Annotated in this window: 21 protein-coding genes and 1 pseudogene; 17 read left to right on the forward strand and 5 right to left on the reverse strand. The window is 65.7% G+C overall.

All coding sequences use genetic code 11. The features are described 5' to 3' along the window. Position 1: 1 nt before the first annotated feature. The 9 genes from lpxD (at position 2) to A9973_RS01605 (ending at position 6,580) form a co-directional block, all read left to right on the forward strand. Positions 2-1,099 (forward strand): UDP-3-O-(3-hydroxymyristoyl)glucosamine N-acyltransferase, encoded by a 1,098-nt coding sequence (lpxD, locus tag A9973_RS01565; protein ID WP_183012010.1) that lies wholly within the window; start codon positions 2-4, stop codon positions 1,097-1,099. A gap of 67 nt (positions 1,100-1,166) precedes the next feature. Continuing rightward, positions 1,167-1,622 (forward strand): 3-hydroxyacyl-ACP dehydratase FabZ, encoded by a 456-nt coding sequence (gene fabZ, locus A9973_RS01570; protein WP_183012011.1) that lies wholly within the window; start codon positions 1,167-1,169, stop codon positions 1,620-1,622. Beyond that, positions 1,623-2,417, forward strand: a complete 795-nt coding sequence (gene lpxA, locus A9973_RS01575; protein ID WP_183012012.1) for an acyl-ACP--UDP-N-acetylglucosamine O-acyltransferase — start codon at positions 1,623-1,625, stop codon at positions 2,415-2,417. It begins immediately after the preceding gene. Beyond that, positions 2,414-3,610: a lipid-A-disaccharide synthase gene (lpxB, locus tag A9973_RS01580; RefSeq protein WP_183012013.1), complete on the forward strand. Its 1,197-nt coding sequence runs from the start codon at positions 2,414-2,416 to the stop codon at positions 3,608-3,610. Before lpxA ends, lpxB begins: the two co-directional genes overlap by 4 nt. Then, a complete protein-coding gene (gene rnhB, locus A9973_RS01585; protein ID WP_183012014.1) occupies positions 3,597-4,205 on the forward strand; it encodes a ribonuclease HII in 609 nt (202 codons plus the stop codon). Before lpxB ends, rnhB begins: the two co-directional genes overlap by 14 nt. Beyond that, positions 4,202-4,990 carry an RNA methyltransferase gene (locus tag A9973_RS01590; protein WP_183012015.1) on the forward strand — a complete coding sequence of 263 codons (789 nt, stop codon included), beginning with the start codon at positions 4,202-4,204 and terminating at the stop codon, positions 4,988-4,990. The genes rnhB and A9973_RS01590 overlap by 4 nt, the downstream gene beginning before the upstream one ends. Positions 4,991-5,100: 110 nt before the next feature. Further along, positions 5,101-5,613 carry a DUF2846 domain-containing protein gene (locus A9973_RS01595; RefSeq protein ID WP_183012016.1) on the forward strand — a complete coding sequence of 171 codons (513 nt, stop codon included), beginning with the start codon at positions 5,101-5,103 and terminating at the stop codon, positions 5,611-5,613. A 131-nt stretch (positions 5,614-5,744) separates the two neighbouring features. Then, positions 5,745-6,113 carry a hypothetical protein gene (locus tag A9973_RS01600; protein WP_255468974.1) on the forward strand — a complete coding sequence of 123 codons (369 nt, stop codon included), beginning with the start codon at positions 5,745-5,747 and terminating at the stop codon, positions 6,111-6,113. Beyond that, a complete protein-coding gene (locus tag A9973_RS01605) occupies positions 6,110-6,580 on the forward strand; it encodes a DUF2846 domain-containing protein (protein ID WP_183012018.1) in 471 nt (156 codons plus the stop codon). Before A9973_RS01600 ends, A9973_RS01605 begins: the two co-directional genes overlap by 4 nt. A 91-nt stretch (positions 6,581-6,671) precedes the next feature. Here the strand turns inward: A9973_RS01605 and A9973_RS01610 are convergent, their stop codons facing one another. Next, the gene (locus tag A9973_RS01610) at positions 6,672-7,499 is read right to left on the reverse strand and encodes a pyruvate, water dikinase regulatory protein (RefSeq protein ID WP_054425834.1); all 828 of its coding nucleotides are present in this window, start codon (positions 7,497-7,499) and stop codon (positions 6,672-6,674) included. A gap of 181 nt (positions 7,500-7,680) precedes the next feature. Here A9973_RS01610 and ppsA point away from each other — a divergent pair, with 181 nt between their 5' ends. Beyond that, a complete protein-coding gene (gene ppsA, locus A9973_RS01615; protein ID WP_183012019.1) occupies positions 7,681-10,044 on the forward strand; it encodes a phosphoenolpyruvate synthase in 2,364 nt (787 codons plus the stop codon). An 88-nt stretch (positions 10,045-10,132) separates the two neighbouring features. On the opposite strand, the pseudogene A9973_RS31005 reads toward ppsA, so the two are convergent. The 3 genes and pseudogenes from A9973_RS31005 to A9973_RS01630 all read right to left on the reverse strand — a co-directional run. Continuing rightward, positions 10,133-10,264 (reverse strand): annotated as a pseudogene (locus A9973_RS31005) (helix-turn-helix domain-containing protein); the annotation flags it as partial. A gap of 186 nt (positions 10,265-10,450) precedes the next feature. Beyond that, positions 10,451-11,296, reverse strand: coding sequence for a bifunctional transcriptional activator/DNA repair enzyme AdaA (locus tag A9973_RS01625; protein ID WP_183012021.1), 846 nt, complete (start codon positions 11,294-11,296; stop codon positions 10,451-10,453). Between the two features lie 100 nt (positions 11,297-11,396). Beyond that, positions 11,397-12,134, reverse strand: a complete 738-nt coding sequence (locus A9973_RS01630) for a glutamine amidotransferase (protein ID WP_183012022.1) — start codon at positions 12,132-12,134, stop codon at positions 11,397-11,399. A gap of 168 nt (positions 12,135-12,302) precedes the next feature. Between A9973_RS01630 and A9973_RS01635 the strand changes: the two genes are divergently transcribed. The 3 genes from A9973_RS01635 to A9973_RS01645 all read left to right on the forward strand — a co-directional run bounded on the left by A9973_RS01635 (position 12,303) and on the right by A9973_RS01645 (position 14,970). Then, positions 12,303-12,740: an NfeD family protein gene (locus tag A9973_RS01635; protein WP_183012023.1), complete on the forward strand. Its 438-nt coding sequence runs from the start codon at positions 12,303-12,305 to the stop codon at positions 12,738-12,740. A 90-nt stretch (positions 12,741-12,830) separates the two neighbouring features. Next, positions 12,831-13,757 carry an SPFH domain-containing protein gene (locus A9973_RS01640; protein ID WP_183012024.1) on the forward strand — a complete coding sequence of 309 codons (927 nt, stop codon included), beginning with the start codon at positions 12,831-12,833 and terminating at the stop codon, positions 13,755-13,757. 25 nt (positions 13,758-13,782) lie between these two features. Further along, positions 13,783-14,970 (forward strand): GGDEF domain-containing protein, encoded by a 1,188-nt coding sequence (locus A9973_RS01645; protein ID WP_183012025.1) that lies wholly within the window; start codon positions 13,783-13,785, stop codon positions 14,968-14,970. Positions 14,971-14,972: 2 nt separating this feature from the next. Here the strand turns inward: A9973_RS01645 and smpB are convergent, their stop codons facing one another. Then, on the reverse strand, positions 14,973-15,446 hold the full coding sequence (gene smpB, locus A9973_RS01650) for an SsrA-binding protein SmpB (protein ID WP_105559690.1): 474 nt from the start codon (positions 15,444-15,446) through the stop codon (positions 14,973-14,975). 173 nt (positions 15,447-15,619) lie between these two features. Between smpB and A9973_RS01655 the strand changes: the two genes are divergently transcribed. From A9973_RS01655 to A9973_RS01670, 4 genes are all read left to right on the forward strand, one after another. Beyond that, a complete protein-coding gene (locus A9973_RS01655; RefSeq protein ID WP_105559689.1) occupies positions 15,620-16,054 on the forward strand; it encodes a type II toxin-antitoxin system RatA family toxin in 435 nt (144 codons plus the stop codon). Beyond that, positions 16,044-16,391, forward strand: coding sequence for an RnfH family protein (locus tag A9973_RS01660; protein ID WP_183012026.1), 348 nt, complete (start codon positions 16,044-16,046; stop codon positions 16,389-16,391). The genes A9973_RS01655 and A9973_RS01660 overlap by 11 nt, the downstream gene beginning before the upstream one ends. A gap of 244 nt (positions 16,392-16,635) precedes the next feature. Beyond that, a complete protein-coding gene (locus A9973_RS01665; RefSeq protein ID WP_183012027.1) occupies positions 16,636-17,790 on the forward strand; it encodes an acyl-CoA dehydrogenase family protein in 1,155 nt (384 codons plus the stop codon). Beyond that, on the forward strand, positions 17,787-18,962 hold the full coding sequence (locus A9973_RS01670; protein ID WP_183012028.1) for an enoyl-CoA hydratase/isomerase family protein: 1,176 nt from the start codon (positions 17,787-17,789) through the stop codon (positions 18,960-18,962). The genes A9973_RS01665 and A9973_RS01670 overlap by 4 nt, the downstream gene beginning before the upstream one ends. The last annotated feature ends 57 nt before the right edge of the window (positions 18,963-19,019 follow it).

Genomic DNA, 19,019 nt, shown 5'->3' on the forward strand with positions numbered 1-19,019 from the left:
TATGCCGGTTTTACTGGATCTTGCCCGCGCGCCGACACTTGAAGCACTGTTGAGCGCTGCCGACACCCAGGGAATGGACTGGCGTATCAGCACGGCTCCCGGCGCGGACCCCCTGCGGGTCTGCGGCATCGGGACCCTGTCTTCGGCAGGCAGCCAGGAACTCGCTTTCCTGGCCAATCCCCGCTACCAGAGCCAGCTTGGCACCACGCAGGCGGGGGCGGTCATCGTCTCGGCCGACGTTGCCGAAGCCCTGGAAGCCGAGGGGGCTGCCCGGCCGCCGTTCGCGCTGGTCGTCTGTAAACATCCCTATCTGCTTTACGCCCGCGTGGCGCAATGGTTCGATGCCGCCCGCCGGCCTGCGCAGCCTGCCGCCACGCATCCTTCGGCGGTGGTCGCGCCCGACGCGGTGATCGAGGAAGGCGTGCGTATCGGCCCCAATTGCGTCGTGGAAGCCGGTGCGCGCATCGGCCGGGATACCATCCTGGGGCCAGGCTGCGTCATCGGCGCGGGCTCGTCCGTCGGGGCGGGAAGCCGCCTGCACGCGCATGTCACGCTGTATGAAGGCGTGAAGGTCGGCGCCCGGGCGATCATCCACAGTGGCGCCGTGCTGGGCGCGGATGGATTCGGCTTTGCGCCGGATCCGACGCTGGGCAAGGGCGCCTGGGGCAAGATTCCCCAGTTGGGCGGCGTGACCGTCGGTGCCGATGTCGAAATCGGGGCCAACACCACGATTGACCGCGGTGCCCTGGACGACACCGTGGTGGCGGACGGCGTCAAGCTGGACAACCAGATCATGGTGGCGCACAACGTGCGCATCGGCGCACATACCGCCGTGGCGGCATGCGTCGGCATCGCGGGATCGACCTCGATCGGCGAACGCTGCACCATCGGCGGCGCGGCGATGCTGTCGGGCCACTTGAGCCTGACCGACGACGTACACATATCGGGCGGCACTGCGGTGACGTCCAGCATTTCGAAGCCTGGCCGCTATACCGGGGTGTTCCCGTATGCGGAGCATGGCGAATGGCAGCGCAACGCAGCCGTGATACAACAGTTGGCGCAACTGCGCCGCCGCGTGCGGACGCTGGAAAAAGACTAGGGCGCGCGGTTGCCGCCCTGGCGCGCACGCGCCAAAATTATTTCATATCGCAGGAAAGCATAGAAAAATGGAACTCGACATCAAGGGGATCATGGAGAGGCTGCCGCATCGTTATCCGATGCTGCTGATTGATCGCGTCGTTGAAATGGTGCCTGGCAAATCCATTGTCGCCATCAAGAATGTCTCGATCAACGAGCCGTTTTTCAACGGCCACTTTCCTCATCATCCGGTGATGCCGGGCGTGCTCATCGTCGAAGCCATGGCGCAAGCCTCGGCTCTGTTTTCGTTCACCGACGAAAATGGCGGGCTGAAGTGCGAAGGCACCAAGACGGCGTACTACCTGGTCGGCATCGATGGCGCGCGCTTCCGCCGCCCCGTCGTGCCGGGCGACCAGTTGCGCATCGAAGTCGAAGCCGAACGCCTGAGCCGCAGCATCTGTAAATATGCCGCGCGCGCAACAGTCGACGGACAGGAAGTGGCGTCCGCCAAGCTGATGTGCGCGATTCGCAGCCTGGAAGAGTAAATGGCAGGACATATCCATCCTACCGCTGTCGTGGATCCGGCGGCAAAAATCGACCCGACCGCCGTGATCGGACCGTTCGCGGTGGTGGGGCCTGATGTGACCATCGGCGCGGGCAGCGAAATCGGCCCGTACTGCATGGTCGACGGTGTCACGAGCATCGGGCGCAACAACCGCTTCTACCGCTACTGCTCCATCGGCGGCATGCCGCAGGACAAGAAGTACGCGGGCGAGAAGACGCGCCTGACGATCGGCGACGGCAACACGGTGCGCGAATTCGTCACGCTGAACACCGGAACGACGCAGGATGGCGGCGAGACGACGCTGGGCAATGACAACTGGATCATGGCTTATGTGCACGTCGCGCACGACTGCCACATCGGCAACCACACGATCCTGGCGAATTCCGTGCAGCTGGGCGGCCACGTCCACGTGGGCGACTGGGCGATCATCGGCGGCCTGACCGGCGTGCACCAGTTCTCGCGCGTGGGCGCGCACAGCATGACGGGCGGCAATAGTTCGCTGATGCAGGACTCGCCGCCGTTCGTGCTGGCCGCCGGCAACCCGTGCCGTCCGGTGGGCATCAACGTCGAAGGCCTGAAGCGCCGGGGCTTTACCCCGGTGATGATTTCCGCGCTGCGCGAAGCCTACAAGGTCATGTACCGCCGCGGTTTGCCGCTGGACGCGGCACGGGCTGAACTGCGCAAGCGCCAGCAAGAAGTCCCCGAGGCGGCCGAGCATCTGCAAACGCTGCTGGATTTCCTTGACGTCGCATCGCGCGGCATCATTCGTCCATGAGTACGCGGATCGGCATGGTGGCCGGCGAGCCTTCGGGCGACTTGCTGGCCGGGCGCATCATTGCCGGTCTGCAAGCGCGAGATGCGGACGTGCGCTGTGAAGGCATCGGCGGGCCGCAGATGCAGGCCCGCGATTTCGATGCGTGGCATCCCATGCATGCGCTGACCGTGTTCGGCTATGTCGACGCCTTGAAGCGGCTGCCCAGCCTGCTGGGCACGTATCGCGACGTCAAGCGCCGCTGGCTGGCCGAGCCGCCCGCTGTGTTCGTCGGCATCGATGCGCCCGATTTCAACCTGAGGCTGGAGCACCAGCTGCGCCTGGCGGGCACGCCCACGGTGCACTTCGTCGGCCCCTCCATTTGGGCGTGGCGCTACGAACGCATCCATAAGATCCGCGAATCGGTGTCGCACATGCTGGTGCTGTTCCCGTTCGAGGAAGAGATCTACCGCAAGGAAGGCATTCCGGTCACGTACGTGGGCCACCCGTTGGCCGGCGCCATTCCGATGGAACCCGACCGTGCCGCTGCACGCGAGCGGCTGGGCATCGACCAGGACGCGCGCGTGCTGGCGATCCTGCCGGGTAGCCGGTCGTCCGAGATCCGGCTGCTGGCGCCCCGTTTCCTGCAGGCTGCGCAACGGCTGCTGAAAAAGGACCCGGCCCTGCAATGCGTCGTGCCCATGGTCAACGACCAGCGGCGCGCGGAATTCCAGGCCATTCTGGCGGAACACCCGGTGCCCGGCTTGCGCTGCATCACGGCGGACGACCTGCACGGCGCGGGCGGCGACCGCAAGGCGCCGGTGGCATGGTCCGTCATGGAGGCTGCCAACGCGGTGCTGGTGGCCAGCGGCACCGCCACGCTGGAGACAGCGCTGTATAAGCGGCCCATGGTCATTTCGTACGTGCTGTCGCCCTGGATGCGCCGGATCATGTCCTGGAAGTCCGGCCAGCAGCGGCCTTACCTGCCTTGGGTGGGGTTGCCGAACGTGCTGTTGCGCGACTTCGCGGTGCCCGAGCTTCTGCAGGACGACGCCACGCCCGAAAAGCTGGCCGAGGCGACCTGGGCGTCGCTGACCGACGATGCGCTGATCGCGCGCGTCGAGGCCCGCTTTACCGCCATGCACCAGGAATTGCTGCGCGACACGCCAGCCCTGGCCGCACAGGCGATCCTGGAGGTCTCCGGTGGAGCAGCCTGACCTGTTCGCGGCGCCTGAGCAGCCCGCCCTGGTGACGGCCGGCGTCGACGAGGCGGGCCGCGGCCCGCTGGCGGGCGCCGTGTACGCGGCGGCGGTCATCCTGGACCCCGCCAGGCCCGTTGAGGGGCTGGCCGATTCAAAGGTGCTGAAGGCCGCTACGCGCGAAGCGCTGGCGTTGCTGATCCAGGAACGCGCGTTGGCCTGGTGCGTTGCCAGCGCCAGCGTGGGGGAGATCGATTCCTTGAATATCCTGCGCGCCACCATGCTGGCGATGCAGCGGGCCGTCCAGGGCCTGTCCGTGCCTGCGCAGCTGGCGTTGGTGGACGGCAACCAGGCGCCCAAGCTGACCTGCACGGTGCAGACCGTCATCAAGGGCGACGCCCTGGTGCCGGCGATCTCCGCCGCATCCATCCTGGCCAAGACCGCGCGCGACGCCGACCTGATGCGTCTGCACGCGCTGTATCCGCAATACGCGTTCGACCAGCACAAGGGATACGGCACGGCGCTGCATTTGCAGTTGCTGCGCGAACACGGCCCTTGCGCCGAGCATCGCCGCAGTTTCGCTCCCATCAAGGCTTTCGGCCTGGTCTCATGAAGCACATCAGTTCCCGCGACAATCCCGCGGTCAAGGCGCTGGCCAAGCTGGCAGGGGCGGCGGGCAAGCGCGGCGCGCCCGTGCTGCTGGACGGGGTGCACCTGTGCCAAGCCTGGCTGCAGCATCATGGCGTGCCTGACCAGGCCGTCTTCGACGTTGACCGACTTTCCCAGCCCGATATCGCCGCGCTGGCGGCCGCCGTGCCGGATGCGCGCTGCCTGGCGCTGGACGCTCGCCTGATGCAGGCGGTGGCCAGCGTGGAAAGCGGGCAGGGCGTCGCCTTCGTGGTGACACCGCCGGCGCCGGAGCTGCCGTCCGTCGTGGCCGAGAATTGCGTGCTGTTCGATCGCATCCAGGACCCCGGAAACGTCGGCACCTTGTTGCGCACCTGCGCGGCGGCGGGTGTGAAGCGCGTGTTCCTGGCGACGGGCACGGCGGCCGCCTGGTCGCCCAAGGTGGTGCGCAGCGGCCAGGGCGCGCATTTCGCGCTGGCGATCCATGAGCACGTAGACCTGGCCGGGTTGCTGCCGCATCTGCACGTGCCCTTGGTGGCTACTGCGCTGGACGGCGCCCAGGACCTGTACGAAGGCAGCCTGCCTGCGCAGTGCGCCTGGGTCTTCGGACACGAGGGCCAGGGGGTCGCGGCGGCATTGCTGGATGCGGCTCGCCTCAAGGTGCGCATCCCCCATGACATGGCGGCCGTCGAATCGCTGAATGTCGGGGCAGCGGCGGCTATCTGCCTGTTCGAGCAACGCCGTCAGGCGCTGCGGGGCCATCCCCGCTGACGCGGGAATTTCCGGCTGTTTTCGTGGACTGACCCCGTTTATACTGCGGCGATCACGAGCTTCAGCAGCGCGCAACGGGCGCCTGCAGCTTATCCACCTAAGGGCGAATCATGAAGAACTGGGCCAAGTTGATGCTTGCCGCGGCGGGCGCCGCGCTGCTGTTGGCGGGTTGCGCCGGTCCCCGTTATGCGGACGTGGCTGCGAAGATCCCGCCCTTGGAGCCCCAGAACGGCCGGCTCTATTTCTACCAGCTTGCCTCTGCCGCGGGCGAGGCCGCCGCCGAACCGGCCATCATGGTGGACGGGCGCAAGGTGGGCCGTTCCAAGCCTGCCCGGTTCTTCTTCTTGGACCGGCCGGCAGGCACGGTGTCGCTGGCGCTCGCGGAGCGAACCAGCCAGAGCGGGGCGCTGAGCGTGCCGCTGAGCGTGCCGCTGAGCGTGCCGCTGAGCGTGCCGCTGAGCGTGCCGCTGGCGGCGGGCCAGACGCGGTATGTGCGCGTGGAAATCGAAAACGGTAGGCAGGTCTTGCGCCAGGAAGCGTCGGAAGAGGTGGCGCTCCAGTCCATGGCCGACCTGAAGTACTGGGGCGCAGGGTGGCGCGACCGCGAAAAGCTGCGGTATTGACCGCGGTGAACATTTTGTAAAATTCAGTCGCCCTCATATACTTCACGCTTTATTTTCCCGAGGTGTCTATGGTGTCATCGCCGGTTCACAAGCTTGAGGGTCGTTTCACGCGGGCAAGCCGGGCGCTACTGATGGCTGCCGCCTGCGCCTTCGCGTTAGGGGCGTGCATGTCGGTCAGCACGCAAAAAATCGCCATGGTTCCTGTGGCGCCCGCGGATCCTGTCCATACGATCCAGCTGTCCCGGGTCGTGATCGCTCCGCTGCCCAATGACAGCAGCGTCACGCTGCCGTCGGGGTCGCAATGGCGCCGCGTGGGCGCCTTGCCGCAAGGCGATGTCTACCGCTCGCAAAGCGGCCTGTTCACGGTCCAGACCCGCCGCCAGGGCGAGGCCTATGTGGTCGCGACGTCCGGCAAAATGGTCGGTTTCTATCTTCCCGGAGAAAGCGCCTTCATGCCCCTGTCCCGTCCCGTGACGTTGCCTGTGGAGATGCGTCAATGAAAACGTGGTTGAAAATGTTGGCCGGCGCCGCCGTTGCCGTCGTGCTGGCGGGTTGCGCCGGGGGCAAGTACGAAGTGCTGGAGAACCGGATCCCCCCGATCGCCGAAGGCAAGGGGCGGATCTATTTTTACCAGCCGCAGCCGTCGAATTTTGCGTCGTCGCAGCAAAAGCTTCGGGTCAACAACGAAGTGGTCGGCCGCAACAAGCCGGCCAGCTTCTTCTATGTGGACCGCCCGGCGGGCAGCTATGTGGTGACCAATCTGTATTGGACGGGCGACGGCGTGAGCTTCATGCTGGATGCCGGCCAGACGCGCTATGTGCGCGTCATGGCGGAATCGTTGGGCAGCACGGGCGCCGTGGGCAAATTGTCGATGCAACTCGTCGACCCGGCCGAGCTGGCGGTGCATGAAATGCAGGGCCTGCGTTATTGGGGCGCGGCATCGCCTGAGCGGGTGCCTGGCCTGTAAGCCTGTCATTCCTGCCAAGCCCGTCCCGGACGGGTTCGGCGGAAGTAGCAAGGGCGCGCCAATGGCGCGCCCTTGTCGTTTCAGCGCCGAATCAGCCGCGGTCCAGCCCCACTTCCTGCAGCACCGTCGTCGCGATTTCTTCGATCGACTTGGTGGTGCTGGACAGCCAGGAAATGCCTTCGCGGCGCATCATGCGCTCGGCTTCGGCGACCTCGTAGCGGCATTGCTCCAGCTGCGAGTAGCGGCTGTTCGGGCGGCGCTCGTTGCGGACTTCCGCCAGGCGTTCGGGCTGGATGGACAGGCCGAACAGCTTGGCGCGATGAGGCGCGATGGTCGAGGGCAGGGTGCCGCGCTCGAAATCGTCGGGCGTCAGCGGGAAGTTGGCGGCCTTGATCGCGTACTGCATCGCCAGGTACAGGCTGGTGGGCGTCTTGCCGCAGCGGGACACGCCCACCAGGATCACGTCGGCCTGGTCCAGCTGGTTCACGAACTGGCCGTCGTCGTGCGCCAGGCTGAAGTTGATGGCGTCAATCCGGTTGCGGTATTTTTCGGAATTGGCCTGCATGTGCGAGCGGCCGATGGAATGGCTGGACTTCAGGCCCAGCGCCTGTTCGATGTGGCTCACGAAGGTGCCGAACAGGTCCATGAAAATCCCGTTCGCCTGGCGAACACGGGCCAGGATCTCGGGGTTGACCAAGGTGCTGAACACGATGGGGGGCACACCGGCTTCCAGGGCGCTGCGGTCGATGCGCATCGCGACCTCGGCCGCTTTCTCCAGCGTGTCGACAAAAGGCAGGCGGATCGGCTTGAAATCGACCTCTTCGAACTGGGAAAGCACCGACTGGCTGAACGTCTCAGCGGTGATGCCGGTACTGTCGGAAACGATGTATACCGTGCGTACGATCGGGGTAGATGTCATGTGTAAAAAATTCCAACCAGTCAGATAGCCGAAGGTACTCCACCGAGTACAATCAGGCCCCTATAAGTCACCCCAAGGGCGGTCCAAGGCCAGTTTGGTCAGCGTTTGGAAATGCGGGTTTTTTCCGCTTATCCATGCATTGACCAAACTCGCTTTCATTCCATTGTAAAAGGTGACTTCAATGTCGTACGTTGTTTTGTTCGAGCAGCTCCGCATGACGGACGTGGACTCGGTAGGAGGCAAGAACGCATCACTGGGCGAAATGATCAGCCAGCTGTCTGGCGCGGGTGTCCGCGTGCCGGGCGGCTTTGCCACGACCGCTGACGCCTTCCGCGACTTCCTGAAGGCGTCGGGCCTGGACAAGCGCATCGCTGAACGTCTGACCACGCTGAACCCGGAAGACGTGCGCGAGCTGGCCAACGCCGGCGCGCAAATTCGCCAATGGCTGGTCGAAGCCCCTTTCTCGGCCGAATTCGAAGCCCAGATCCGCGAAGCCTTCGCCAAGCTCGACGCTGACGGCAAGGGCTCGTTCGCCGTGCGCTCGTCCGCCACGGCCGAAGACCTGCCCGACGCCTCGTTCGCCGGCCAGCAGGAAACCTTCCTGAACGTGGTCGGCATCGACGACGTGCTGGACAAGATCCGCCACGTGTTCGCCTCGCTGTACAACGATCGCGCCATCTCCTATCGCGTGCACAAGGGCTATGCCCACGCCGATGTCGCCTTGTCGGCCGGCATCCAGCGCATGGTGCGTTCCGACAAGGGCAGCGCCGGCGTCATGTTCACCATCGACACCGAATCGGGCTTCGAAGACGTCGTGTTCATCACGTCGTCGTACGGCCTGGGCGAAACCGTGGTGCAAGGCGCGGTCAACCCCGACGAGTTCTACGTCTTCAAGCCGACGCTGGCCCAAGGCCACTTCCCGATCGTTGGCCGCCGCATCGGCTCCAAGCTGATCAAGATGGAATTCGATCCCGAGCGTCCCGAAGGCCGTGCCGTGCGCACCGTCGACGTGCCGGTGTCCGAACGCAACCGCTACTCGCTGACCGACGACGAAGTCAACGAACTGGCCCGCTACGCCGTCATCATCGAAAAGCACTACCAGCGCCCGATGGACATCGAGTGGGGCCGCGACGGCGTCGACGGCAAGATCTACATCCTGCAGGCGCGTCCGGAAACGGTGAAGTCCCAGCAGGGCGTGAACGACGTCCAGCAGCGCTACCGCCTGAAGGCGACCGGCCAGGTCCTGATCACCGGCCGCGCGATCGGCCAGAAGATCGGCGCCGGCCCCGTGCGCGTCGTGGGTGACATCTCGGACATGGACAAGGTCCAGCCGGGCGACGTGCTGGTCACCGACATGACGGACCCCAACTGGGAGCCCGTAATGAAGCGTGCCGCGGCCATCGTCACGAACCGTGGCGGCCGTACCTGCCACGCGGCGATCATCGCGCGCGAACTGGGCATTCCGGCTGTCGTGGGTTGCGGCAACGCCACCGATCTGCTGAAGGAAGGCCAGGCCGTGACCGTGTCTTGCGCGGAAGGCGACGAAGGCCGCATCTATGACGGCCTGATCGAAACCGAAGTGGAAGAAGTCCGCCGCGGCGACATGCCCGCCATCGATCTGAAGATCATGATGAACGTGGGCAATCCGCAACTGGCGTTCGATTTCGCGCAGATCCCGAACAGCGGCGTGGGCCTGGCCCGCCTGGAATTCATCATCAACAACAACATCGGCATCCACCCGAAGGCGGTCCTGGACTACCCGAATGTGGACGGCGAACTGAAGAAGGCCGTGGAATCGGCGGCCCGCGGACACGCCAGCCCGCGCGCGTTCTTCGTCGAGAAGATGGCCGAAGGCGTGGCGACGATCGCTGCCGCTTTCTACCCGAAGCCCGTGATTGTGCGCATGTCGGACTTCAAGTCCAACGAGTACCGCAAACTCGTCGGCGGTTCGCGCTACGAGCCCGAGGAAGAGAACCCCATGCTGGGCTTCCGCGGCGCGTCGCGCTACATCGCCGAGGACTTCGCCGAGTGCTTCCGCATGGAATGCGAAGCGCTGAAGAAGGTGCGCGACGACATGGGCTTGACCAACGTCGAGATCATGGTGCCGTTCGTGCGTACCGTGGGCCAGGCGGAAAAGGTCGTCAACCTGCTGGCCAAGCATGGCCTGGCGCGTGGTGAAAACGGCCTGAAGCTGATCATGATGTGCGAAGTGCCGTCCAACGCCATTCTGGCCGACGAATTCCTGCAGTACTTCGACGGCTTCTCGATCGGTTCGAACGACATGACCCAGCTGACGCTGGGCCTGGACCGCGATTCGGGCATGGAACTGCTGGCCGCCGACTTCGACGAGCGCGACGAGGCCGTGAAGTTCATGCTGCGCCGCGCGATCAAGGCTTGCCTGGCCGCCAACAAGTACGTGGGCATTTGCGGCCAAGGCCCCAGCGACCACCCGGACTTCGCGCAATGGCTGAAGGACGAGGGCATCCTGTCGATGTCGCTCAATCCGGACACCGTTGTCGACACCTGGCAACGCCTGGCCAAGTAACGACTGGCTGGCTGATCAAAAAAACCCTGCATCGGAAACGATGCGGGGTTTTTTTCGCGTCGGCCGTTTGGATGAGGCCACTGCGCCGTCACGCTGTCCGGTGCGCTTCCAGGTATCGCGTCGGCGTGTCGCCCAGGGTCTGGCGGAACGCGGATGCGAATGCGGCAGGACTCGCATAGCCGAGGTCCATTGCCACCCGGGTCACGGCCTGCGCGCTGGCGCTGGCCGACGAACTCGGCTTCCACACCTTCGGCCTGACCAGACCGATCATCGCAGGACCATCATCGACCGCAGCAGTCTTGAGGTGCGGCCGGCGGCCGGCCATTATCCGATGAACGAGACGCCGTTGGCCCTGGCAGCGGCGATCGAGTCGTTCCTGGCGGAAGCGACCGAAGCTGTCTAGGCATCAGGCCGCTTGTGCTTCCCGGGCCAGCAAAACGCGTTTGCGGTCGATGCCCCAACGGTAGCCGGCCAGCGATCCGTCGGTGCGCACGACGCGATGGCAGGGGATCGCAAGCGCGATGTGGTTGGTCGCGCAGGCGCGCGCCACCGCGCGCACGGCGCGCGGGGAGCCGATGCGTTCGGCGATGTCGGTGTAGGTGGCGGTCGTGCCGGCGGGAATGTCCCGCAGGGCTTCCCAGACGCGGCGCTGGAATGCGGTGCCGCGCACGTCCAGCGGCAGGTCCAGCCCGCGGGAGGGGTCTTCGACGAAGCCCACCACGGCGGCCACCCACGCCTCGAAGGCGGTGTCCGCCCCGATCAGCCGGGCGGCCTTGAAGCGGTCTTGCAGGTTGCGGACCAATTGTTCGGGATCCGCGTCCAGGGCGATTTCGCAGATGCCGGTGCTGCTGGCCGCGACCAATAGGGCGCCCAGCGAGCATTGGGCCACGGCGAAACGGATATCCACGCCTTCGCCGTCCCGGCGGAAAGCGGTGGGCGTCATGCCCAGGATGGCCGGAGCGGATTCATAGAAGCGGCCGCTGGAGTTGAAACCGGCCTCGTACATGGCGTCCGTGACGCTGGCGCTTTGCTTGAGCTGATGGCGCGCGCGGCTGGCGCGCAGGGCATTGGCGTAGGCTTTGGGCGTGATGCCCGTGGCTGCCTTGAAGACGCGGTGGAAGTGGAAGCGGCTCATGCCCGCCTGCTCGGCCAGGGTGGACAGGTCGGGCGGCTGCTCGGCTTCCAGGGCGCGGCAGGCGCGCTCGACGGCGGCGGCGTGCTGTTTGCTCAAGGGGGCTGCGGCTGGGCTCATACGGGACTCCTGTCGTGCGCATGGTCGGATGCGCGATACCCCATGGTCTCAAAGCCGTCCGGACGCCGCACTCCGGATGTTGCGTGCGGGCGGGGGCGGGTCAGGCCGGCGCGTAGACATCCAGGAACCGGCGCAGCAATCCGCCCGCCACGGGCGTGGCGCGGACGTTGGCCGACAGATCGGGGATGTCCAGGTTTTCGGCGGCGTAGCGGCGGCTGTAGCGTTCCAGGTGGGCGCGGACGAAGTCCGGGCCGAATTCGGGGTGGAACTGAGTGGAAAAGACGTTACGGCCGATGCGGATCATCTGGTGCTCGTCCAGGTCCGAGCGCGCCAGCACGGAGGCGCCGGGCGGCGGCTGCAGCACGGTCTGGGCGTGCAACATCTGCGCAGGGAAGGTGGGCGGCAGGCCGGCCAGCAGCTTGTCGCCCGCGGCGGGCGGCAGTAGTTCCACGGTTTGCGTGCCCACTTCGCGGCCGGCGGGGTTGTAGCCCACCTTGCCGCCCAGCGCGTGCGCCAGCAACTGGTGGCCGTAGCAGACGCCGAACATGGGCAGACCTGCGGCCGCGGCATCGCGCAGCCAGGCTGCGGCATCTTCGCTCCAGGGTTCCTTGTCCGTGACCATGGCGGGCGAACCGGTGATCAACGCGGCGCGGTAGCGGGCGGGGGCCTGCGGGCGCTGGCCCTCGTGTACGGCGACGACTTCGACGGCGCTGGCCGTCAGGCCGGCAGCTTGCGCCAATTGTTCGGCATAGCCGCCGAACTGGCTTTTGAGCGTGTCCTCGGGATCACCGGTGTGCAGGATCAGGACGGGTAGGGCAGAAGGGATTGCAGCGGTCATGGAAGCTTGTGCGTGGATAGGCAGACGCCAGCAATCCGGACGGGATCCCGACATCTACGCACATCATAATCCAGTGCGAAATTTCACGAGGATGGCATCCCGCCCCGCTGCGTCCCGGAAATACGTACAATCCGCTCACGACTCATCCTTTCAGGCGACCTTAAGACTATGTGGATCTGGCTGGGACTGGCCGCGCTGGCCCTTATCGGGGAACTGGCGACGGGTACCTTCTATTTACTGCTGGTGGCCTTGGGGTTGGCGGCCGCGGGCGTTGCCGCATGGCTGGGCGCCGGCCTGGAATGGCAGCTTGTGGCCTGCGGCGTAGTGCTGCTGCTGGGCCTGCTGCTACTGCGCAAGACGCGCGTCCTGAAAAAGCGCGAGGTCAATTCGGCCCGCAACGCCGACGTCAATCTGGACATCGGGCAGACGGTGGCGGTGGAAGCCTGGTCCGACCAGGGCACCGCGCGCGTCTGGTACCGCGGCGCCCATTGGCAGGCCGAGCTGGCCCACGGCCAGACCCCGCGGGCCGGCGAACACATCATTACCGAACTGCGTGGTTCGATCCTGGTGCTGACCCCCCGGGGCACGCCGGGCTCGGCACAGTAGAACCGGCTTGCGCCAGGCGCAGCCCGCAGCAGGCGCCGTTGCCGACAGGCGAAGGCGCCCTCGCACTTACTCCAGGAGAGGCTTTACATCATGATCGATACTTCCACTATCGTCCTGCTCGTCGTCGTCGCGCTGGCGATCCTGATCGTCATCAAATCGATCGCCATCGTGCCCCAGCAGCACGCCTGGGTGGTTGAACGCCTGGGCAAGTTCGACCGCGTCCTGTCTCCGGGCGCGGGCTTCGTCATCCCGTTCATCGAACGCGTGTCGTACAAGCATTCGCTGAAGGAAATCCCGCTGGATGTGCCCAGCCAGGTTTGCATCACGCGCGACAACACCCAATTGCAGGTCGACGGCGTGCTGTACTTCCAGGTGACGGACCCGATGCGCGCGTCCTATGGTTCGTCGAACTACATCTCGGCGATCACGCAGTTGTCGCAGACCACCTTGCGTTCGGTCATCGGCAAGATGGAACTGGACCGCACCTTCGAAGAACGCGATTCGATCAACAGCAATATCGTGTCGTCGCTGGACGAGGCCGCGCTGAACTGGGGCGTGAAGGTCCTGCGCTACGAGATCAAGGATTTGACGCCGCCCAACGAGATCCTGCGTTCGATGCAGGCGCAGATCACCGCAGAGCGGGAAAAGCGCGCGCTGATCGCGGCGTCCGAAGGCCGCCGCCAGGAACAGATCAACATCGCCACCGGTGAGCGCGAAGCCGCCATCGCCCGTTCGGAAGGCGAAAAGCAGGCGCAGATCAACCAGGCGCAGGGCGAGGCCGCCGCCGTGCTGGCGATTGCCGAAGCCACCGCCAAGGCCATCACGCAAGTCGCCGACGCGGTGCGCCAGCCGGGCGGCATGGAGGCCGTGAACCTGAAGGTGGCCGAGCGCTACGTCGAGGCGTTCGCCAATGTGGCCAAGGAAGGCAATACGCTGATCCTGCCGGCCAACATGTCGGACGTGGGCGGCATGATCGCTTCCGCCATGACCATTGTGAAGTCCACGCGCAACACTTGATACCGCGCCTTGCGGCGCCCCGGCCATGATCGCTCCCGTGAATTTGCTTTTGATAGCAGGGCTGGCGGGAGTGCTGTCCTTGTGTGTGCTGGGGTCCCTGGCGCGCAGCGGCATGGCCGGTATCCGCGAAACCATACGCGCCAACTTGCTCACGCTGTTGGCGTTTTTTACGTTTGGTCTGCAAAGCACGGCGGCGCCCTTGTGGCTGTCCGTCGTGGTGCCAAATTCGGCCATCGCGCTGGCGCTGTGCTCGTACTACGCGGGCGTGCGGCGGCTGATGGGGCTGGACGTGCCGCGGCACCTGATGACGCTCGGTTGCCTTGTGGCCCTGGTGGTGCTGCTGGGCTACACCTACGTGGATTGGCAGGTCGGGCCGCGCATCGTGGCGATGTCGCTGCTGCAGATGGGGTTTCTGCTGGCGGTGGCCATCACCGTGCAGCGCAACATGCCGACGCACCGCTCGCGTTACAGCTACCGTTTCGTGTGGTCGGTGGCGATGGCGTCGGCCGCGGTCAGCGGCGCGCGGGCCGGCGCCCACCTGCTGGACCTGGTGCCGCCGCAGACGTTGCTGGAACCCAGCATCTGGAACATCGCCTATCTGACGTTGGGCGTGTTGGTGATGCCCTGCCTGACGCTGGGCACCATCATGGTCATCCACGACCGCATGCTGGCCGACCGCGAGAACGAGGCCAACACCGATTTCCTGACAGGGCTGATGTCCCGCAAGGCCTGGTGGATGCAGGCGGAGCGCTATTGCGCGCAAGCATTGCGCACGCGCCGGCCATTGACCTTGCTGTTGCTGGATATCGACCACTTCAAGACGATCAACGACACGCACGGCCACGTGGCGGGCGACGCGGTCCTGCGCCATTTCGGCTTGCTGGCGACGGCTACGCTGCGCACGGGAGACCACGTGGGCCGCGTGGGCGGCGAGGAATTCGGCGTGCTGTTCCCCGACATGCGCGGCGACGCGGTCATGGAGGTGGCGGCCCGCCTGCTGGATTCCGTGCACCGCACGCCTTGCTCGCACGGCGGCAGCACCATTTCATACACGTTCAGCGCGGGCATCGCGGAATGGATGCCCGGCGAGAATCTGCAGGTGTTCTTCGAAAGGGCCGACCGCAAACTCTATGCGGCCAAGTCGGCCGGCCGCAACCGCATCGTGGGGCCGGGCGGCCAGGCCGAGCCTGCGGCGTTGCAGGCCGTGGCCTGAACTCAGTCTGCCTTGTCTTTGCGCGGGGCCCGCGTGTCGTGCTTCATGATGCGTTCTTTCTCGCGCTGCCAGTCCTTTTCGCGCGCCGTGTCGCGCTTGTCGAACATCTTCTTGCCGCGGCCCAGGGCGAAGTCCAGTTTGATGCGCCCGTTCTTGTAGTGCAGGTTCAGCGGCACCAGCGTATAGCCGCGCTGCTCGACCTTGCCGATGAGCTTGCTGATTTCCTCGGCCTTGAGCAGCAGCTTGCGCGTGCGCATGGCATCGGGGTGGATATGGGTGGACGCCGTCGGCAACGGGCTGACGTGCATGCCCAGCAGGTACAGTTCGCCATCGCGTACGATGACGTAGCTTTCCTTGAGCTGCACGCGGCCATCGCGGATCGCCTTGACTTCCCAGCCTTGCAGGACAAGGCCGGCTTCGTAGCGGTCTTCGATGAAATAGTCGTGCGTGGCCTTGCGATTGTCGATAATGCTCATAACGCCTTTTTTGCCTGGGGGCTTTGCGGGTCTTTTAGGGGGGCTGACGGGCGGGGCCGGGTTGGACGTGCCGAAGGCGCAGTCCAGCATGCCGCGCTGTGCTTTCCCCGTTATTAGGCCCAGGTCGTGCGGTGCCGGTAAAATCTTGCCATTCTAGCCATTTGCGATAGTCGATGCACAAAGTACAACGATCCGTCCTGGTGCCTTACAGCGCCGCCCAGATGTTCGATCTGGTCGCCGACGTGGAAAAGTACCCCGAGTTCATGCCGTGGTGTGGCGGCGCCGAGGTGCAGACCCGCGACGAGCACGGCATGCAGGCCTCTATCCTGATCAGTTTCGCGGGGATGAAGCAGCGCTTCACCACGCGCAATACCCACGTCTATCCCGACCGGATCGACCTGGAGCTGGTGGATGGCCCGTTCTCGAGCCTGATCGGGCATTGGGAATTCCAGCCGCTGGCCGAAGACGCCTGCAAGGTGCTGTTCACCATGGAATACGCGTTTTCCAACCGCGCCTTGGAAATGGTGGTGGGGCCTGTGTTCAACCGCATCGCCACCAGCTTCATCGATTCCTTCACCAAGCGGGCGCAGGCCAAGTATGGGGAATGAAGCCGCCGGCGCGGCGCTGCTGAACATCAGCGTCTGCTATGCCTTGCCGGGCCATGTGTGGCTGCGCGACATCCAGTTGCCCGACGGGGCGACGGTGGCCGATGCGTTGGCCGCCAGCGGTTTTGCACGGGCCTTTCCCGTTGTCCAGCCCTGGGAGCGCGGCGTGGGCATTTTCGGGCGCGCGACCGAGCCGCAGGCGCGGCTGACTGACGGCGACCGCGTGGAGATCTACCGCGGGCTGAGTTTCGACCCCAAGGAATCGCGCCGCCGCCGCGCGGAGCACCGCCGTTCCAAAACGGCCAGGAACGGCAGAGTGCGTCCGGCGGGCCTGCTGTAGGGGCAGCTGGCGGACCGCGAGCGCCGGGGCGTCCTCCGGGCGTTCTTCGCCCCGTCCGCCTGTCCACATTGTCATCAATAAGACAAATCGCGCCGCGGCATCCGGCGTAACATAAACACGGTATCGCACTTACGTTTACGTTAACGTCATGTCAAAATCGGCTGGCTGACGAGCATAAGGGGCTGACGTTCATAAGGCGGCAGCAACCCCGACAGACAATACCGATGACAACAGGAGACAGGCTGTGGACTTGGAACTGACCGACGAGCAGCGCGCGTTCGCGCAGGCCGCCCGTGATTACGCCGAGGGCGAACTGGCGCCGCATGCCGCGCGCTGGGACGCCGAAGGCATATTCCCGCGCGAGGCGTTCGCCCGGGCGGGCGAGATGGGCTTTTGCGCCATCTATGCGAGCGAAGAGATCGGCGGCCTGGGCCTGCCGCGCCTGGACGCCACGCTGGTGTTCGAGGAAATGGCGGCGGTGGACCCGTCGACGACCGCGTTCCTGACGATCCACAACATGGCCACCTGGATGGTCGGCAAATGGGGGCAGCCTGGATTGCGCGAGGCCTGGGGCCCGTTGCTGGCCAGCGGCCAGAAGCTGGCCTCGTACTGCCTGACCGAGCCGGGTGCCGGCTCCGACGCCGCGTCTTTGTCGACGCGAGCGCAGCGCGACGGCGACGACTATGTGCTGAACGGCGCGAAGGCCTTCATTTCGGGCGGCGGCGATACCGACCTGCTGGTGGTGATGGCGCGTACTGGAGGCGAGGGCGCGGGCGGCATCAGCGCGTTCGCGGTGCCCGCCGACGCGCCGGGCATCAGCTATGGCCGCAAGGAAGAGAAGATGGGCTGGAACAGTCAGTCCACGCGCCCCATTACGTTCGAGAACGTGCGCGTGCCGGCAGGCAACCTGCTGGGTCAGGAAGGCGAGGGCTTCAAGATCGCCATGAAGGGCCTGGACGGCGGCCGGATCAATATCGGCACCTGCTCGGTGGGCGCGGCCCAGGGCGCGCTGGACGCTGCCCGCCGCTACATGGACGAGCGCCGCCAGTTCAACCGCCGCCTGGCGGAATTCCAGGCCCTGCAGTTCAAGCTGGCCGACATGGCCACGCATCTGGTCGCGGCGCGCCAGATGGTGCGGCTGGCCGCCTGCAAGCTGGACGCGGGCGACGCGGACGCGGCGACCTACTGCGCCATGGCCAAGCGCTTCGCGACGGACATGGGTTTCCAGATTTGCCTGGACGCGCAACAGATTCATGGCGGCTATGGATACTTGCGGGACTATCCCTTGGAGCGTCTGGTGCGCGATACTCGCGTTCATCAGATTCTGGAGGGCACCAACGAGATCATGCGCGTGATCATTGCCCGCCAATTGTTGGAAAAAGGAGCCGACATAAGATGAATGCACCGGTGTTGTTCGAAGAAAGAAATGCGGCGAACGGCATGCGGTTCGGGATCGCGACGCTGAATGCGCCGCAGACCCTGAACGGCCTGTCGCTGGAAATGGTGGACTTGCTGGCGGCGCGCCTGGACGAATGGGCGCGCGACCCGGGCGTGGCCCTGGTGGTGTTGCAAGGCGCGGGCGAGAAGGCGTTTTGCGCCGGCGGCGACCTGCACGGCCTGTACCGCAGCATGGGCGAGAATCAGGGCAAGAGCGGTTGGAGCAACGCCTATGCGCGCCGCTTCTTCGAGCACGAGTACCGGCTGGACTACCGCATCCACACCTATCCGAAGCCCGTGCTGTGTTGGGGCCACGGCATTGTCATGGGCGGCGGCATCGGCCTGATGATGGGCGCCAGCCACCGCGTGGTCAGCGAGGCCTCGCGGCTGGCGATGCCGGAAGTGTCCATCGGCCTGTTCCCCGACGTGGGCGGCAGCTGGCTGCTGAACCGCATGCCGGGCCGCATCGGCCTGTTCCTGGCCCTGACGGGCGCCCAGATGAACACCGCCGACGCGTTCTTCGCGGGCTTGGCCGACTTCCGCCTGAACCACGCGGACTGGCCGAAGCTGCTGGCGTCGCTGGAAGAGCAGCCTTGGGCCGGCCAGGCGGCAAGCGCGCCTGAGACGTCCATGGCGCCGCGATCGTTGAACGACGGCCTGCTGCGCCGCGCGCTGACCGCGCTGGAGCCGCAGACGCCGCTGGACGCGGGCCATCTGCGCCAGCACTCGTTCCTGATCAACAACCTGTGCAACGGCAACCGGCTGGACGAGATCTACGAAGAGCTGGCGCTGTTGAAGGACCACGCCGATCCGTGGCTGGCGCGCGCGGCGACGACGATGCTGGCGGGCTCGCCGGGTTCGGTGCGCCTGGCTTTCGCCTTGCAGCAGCGCACGCGCCTGCGTTCGCTGGACGATGTGTTCCGCGCCGAGTACATCGCGGCGCTGGCGTGTACCGCGCACGGCGATTTCGCCGAGGGCATCCGCGCCTTGCTGGTCGACAAGGACAAGAAACCGCGCTGGAATCCGGCCGTCATGGACATGGCGACCGATGCCTGGGTGCAGAAGTTCTTCGAAGAGCCGTGGCCCGAAGGCGAGCCGCATCCCCTGGCCGACCTGGGCCAGGAAGGGCGCTGACGCGCCGGCCGGTTCGCCTGGCGGGCCGGCCAATCCCAGATTTCCGTCATGCAGGTC

Origin of the sequence: Achromobacter sp. UMC46 (assembly GCF_014170335.1) — a bacterium.
Classification (GTDB): Bacteria; Pseudomonadota; Gammaproteobacteria; order Burkholderiales; family Burkholderiaceae_B; genus Achromobacter.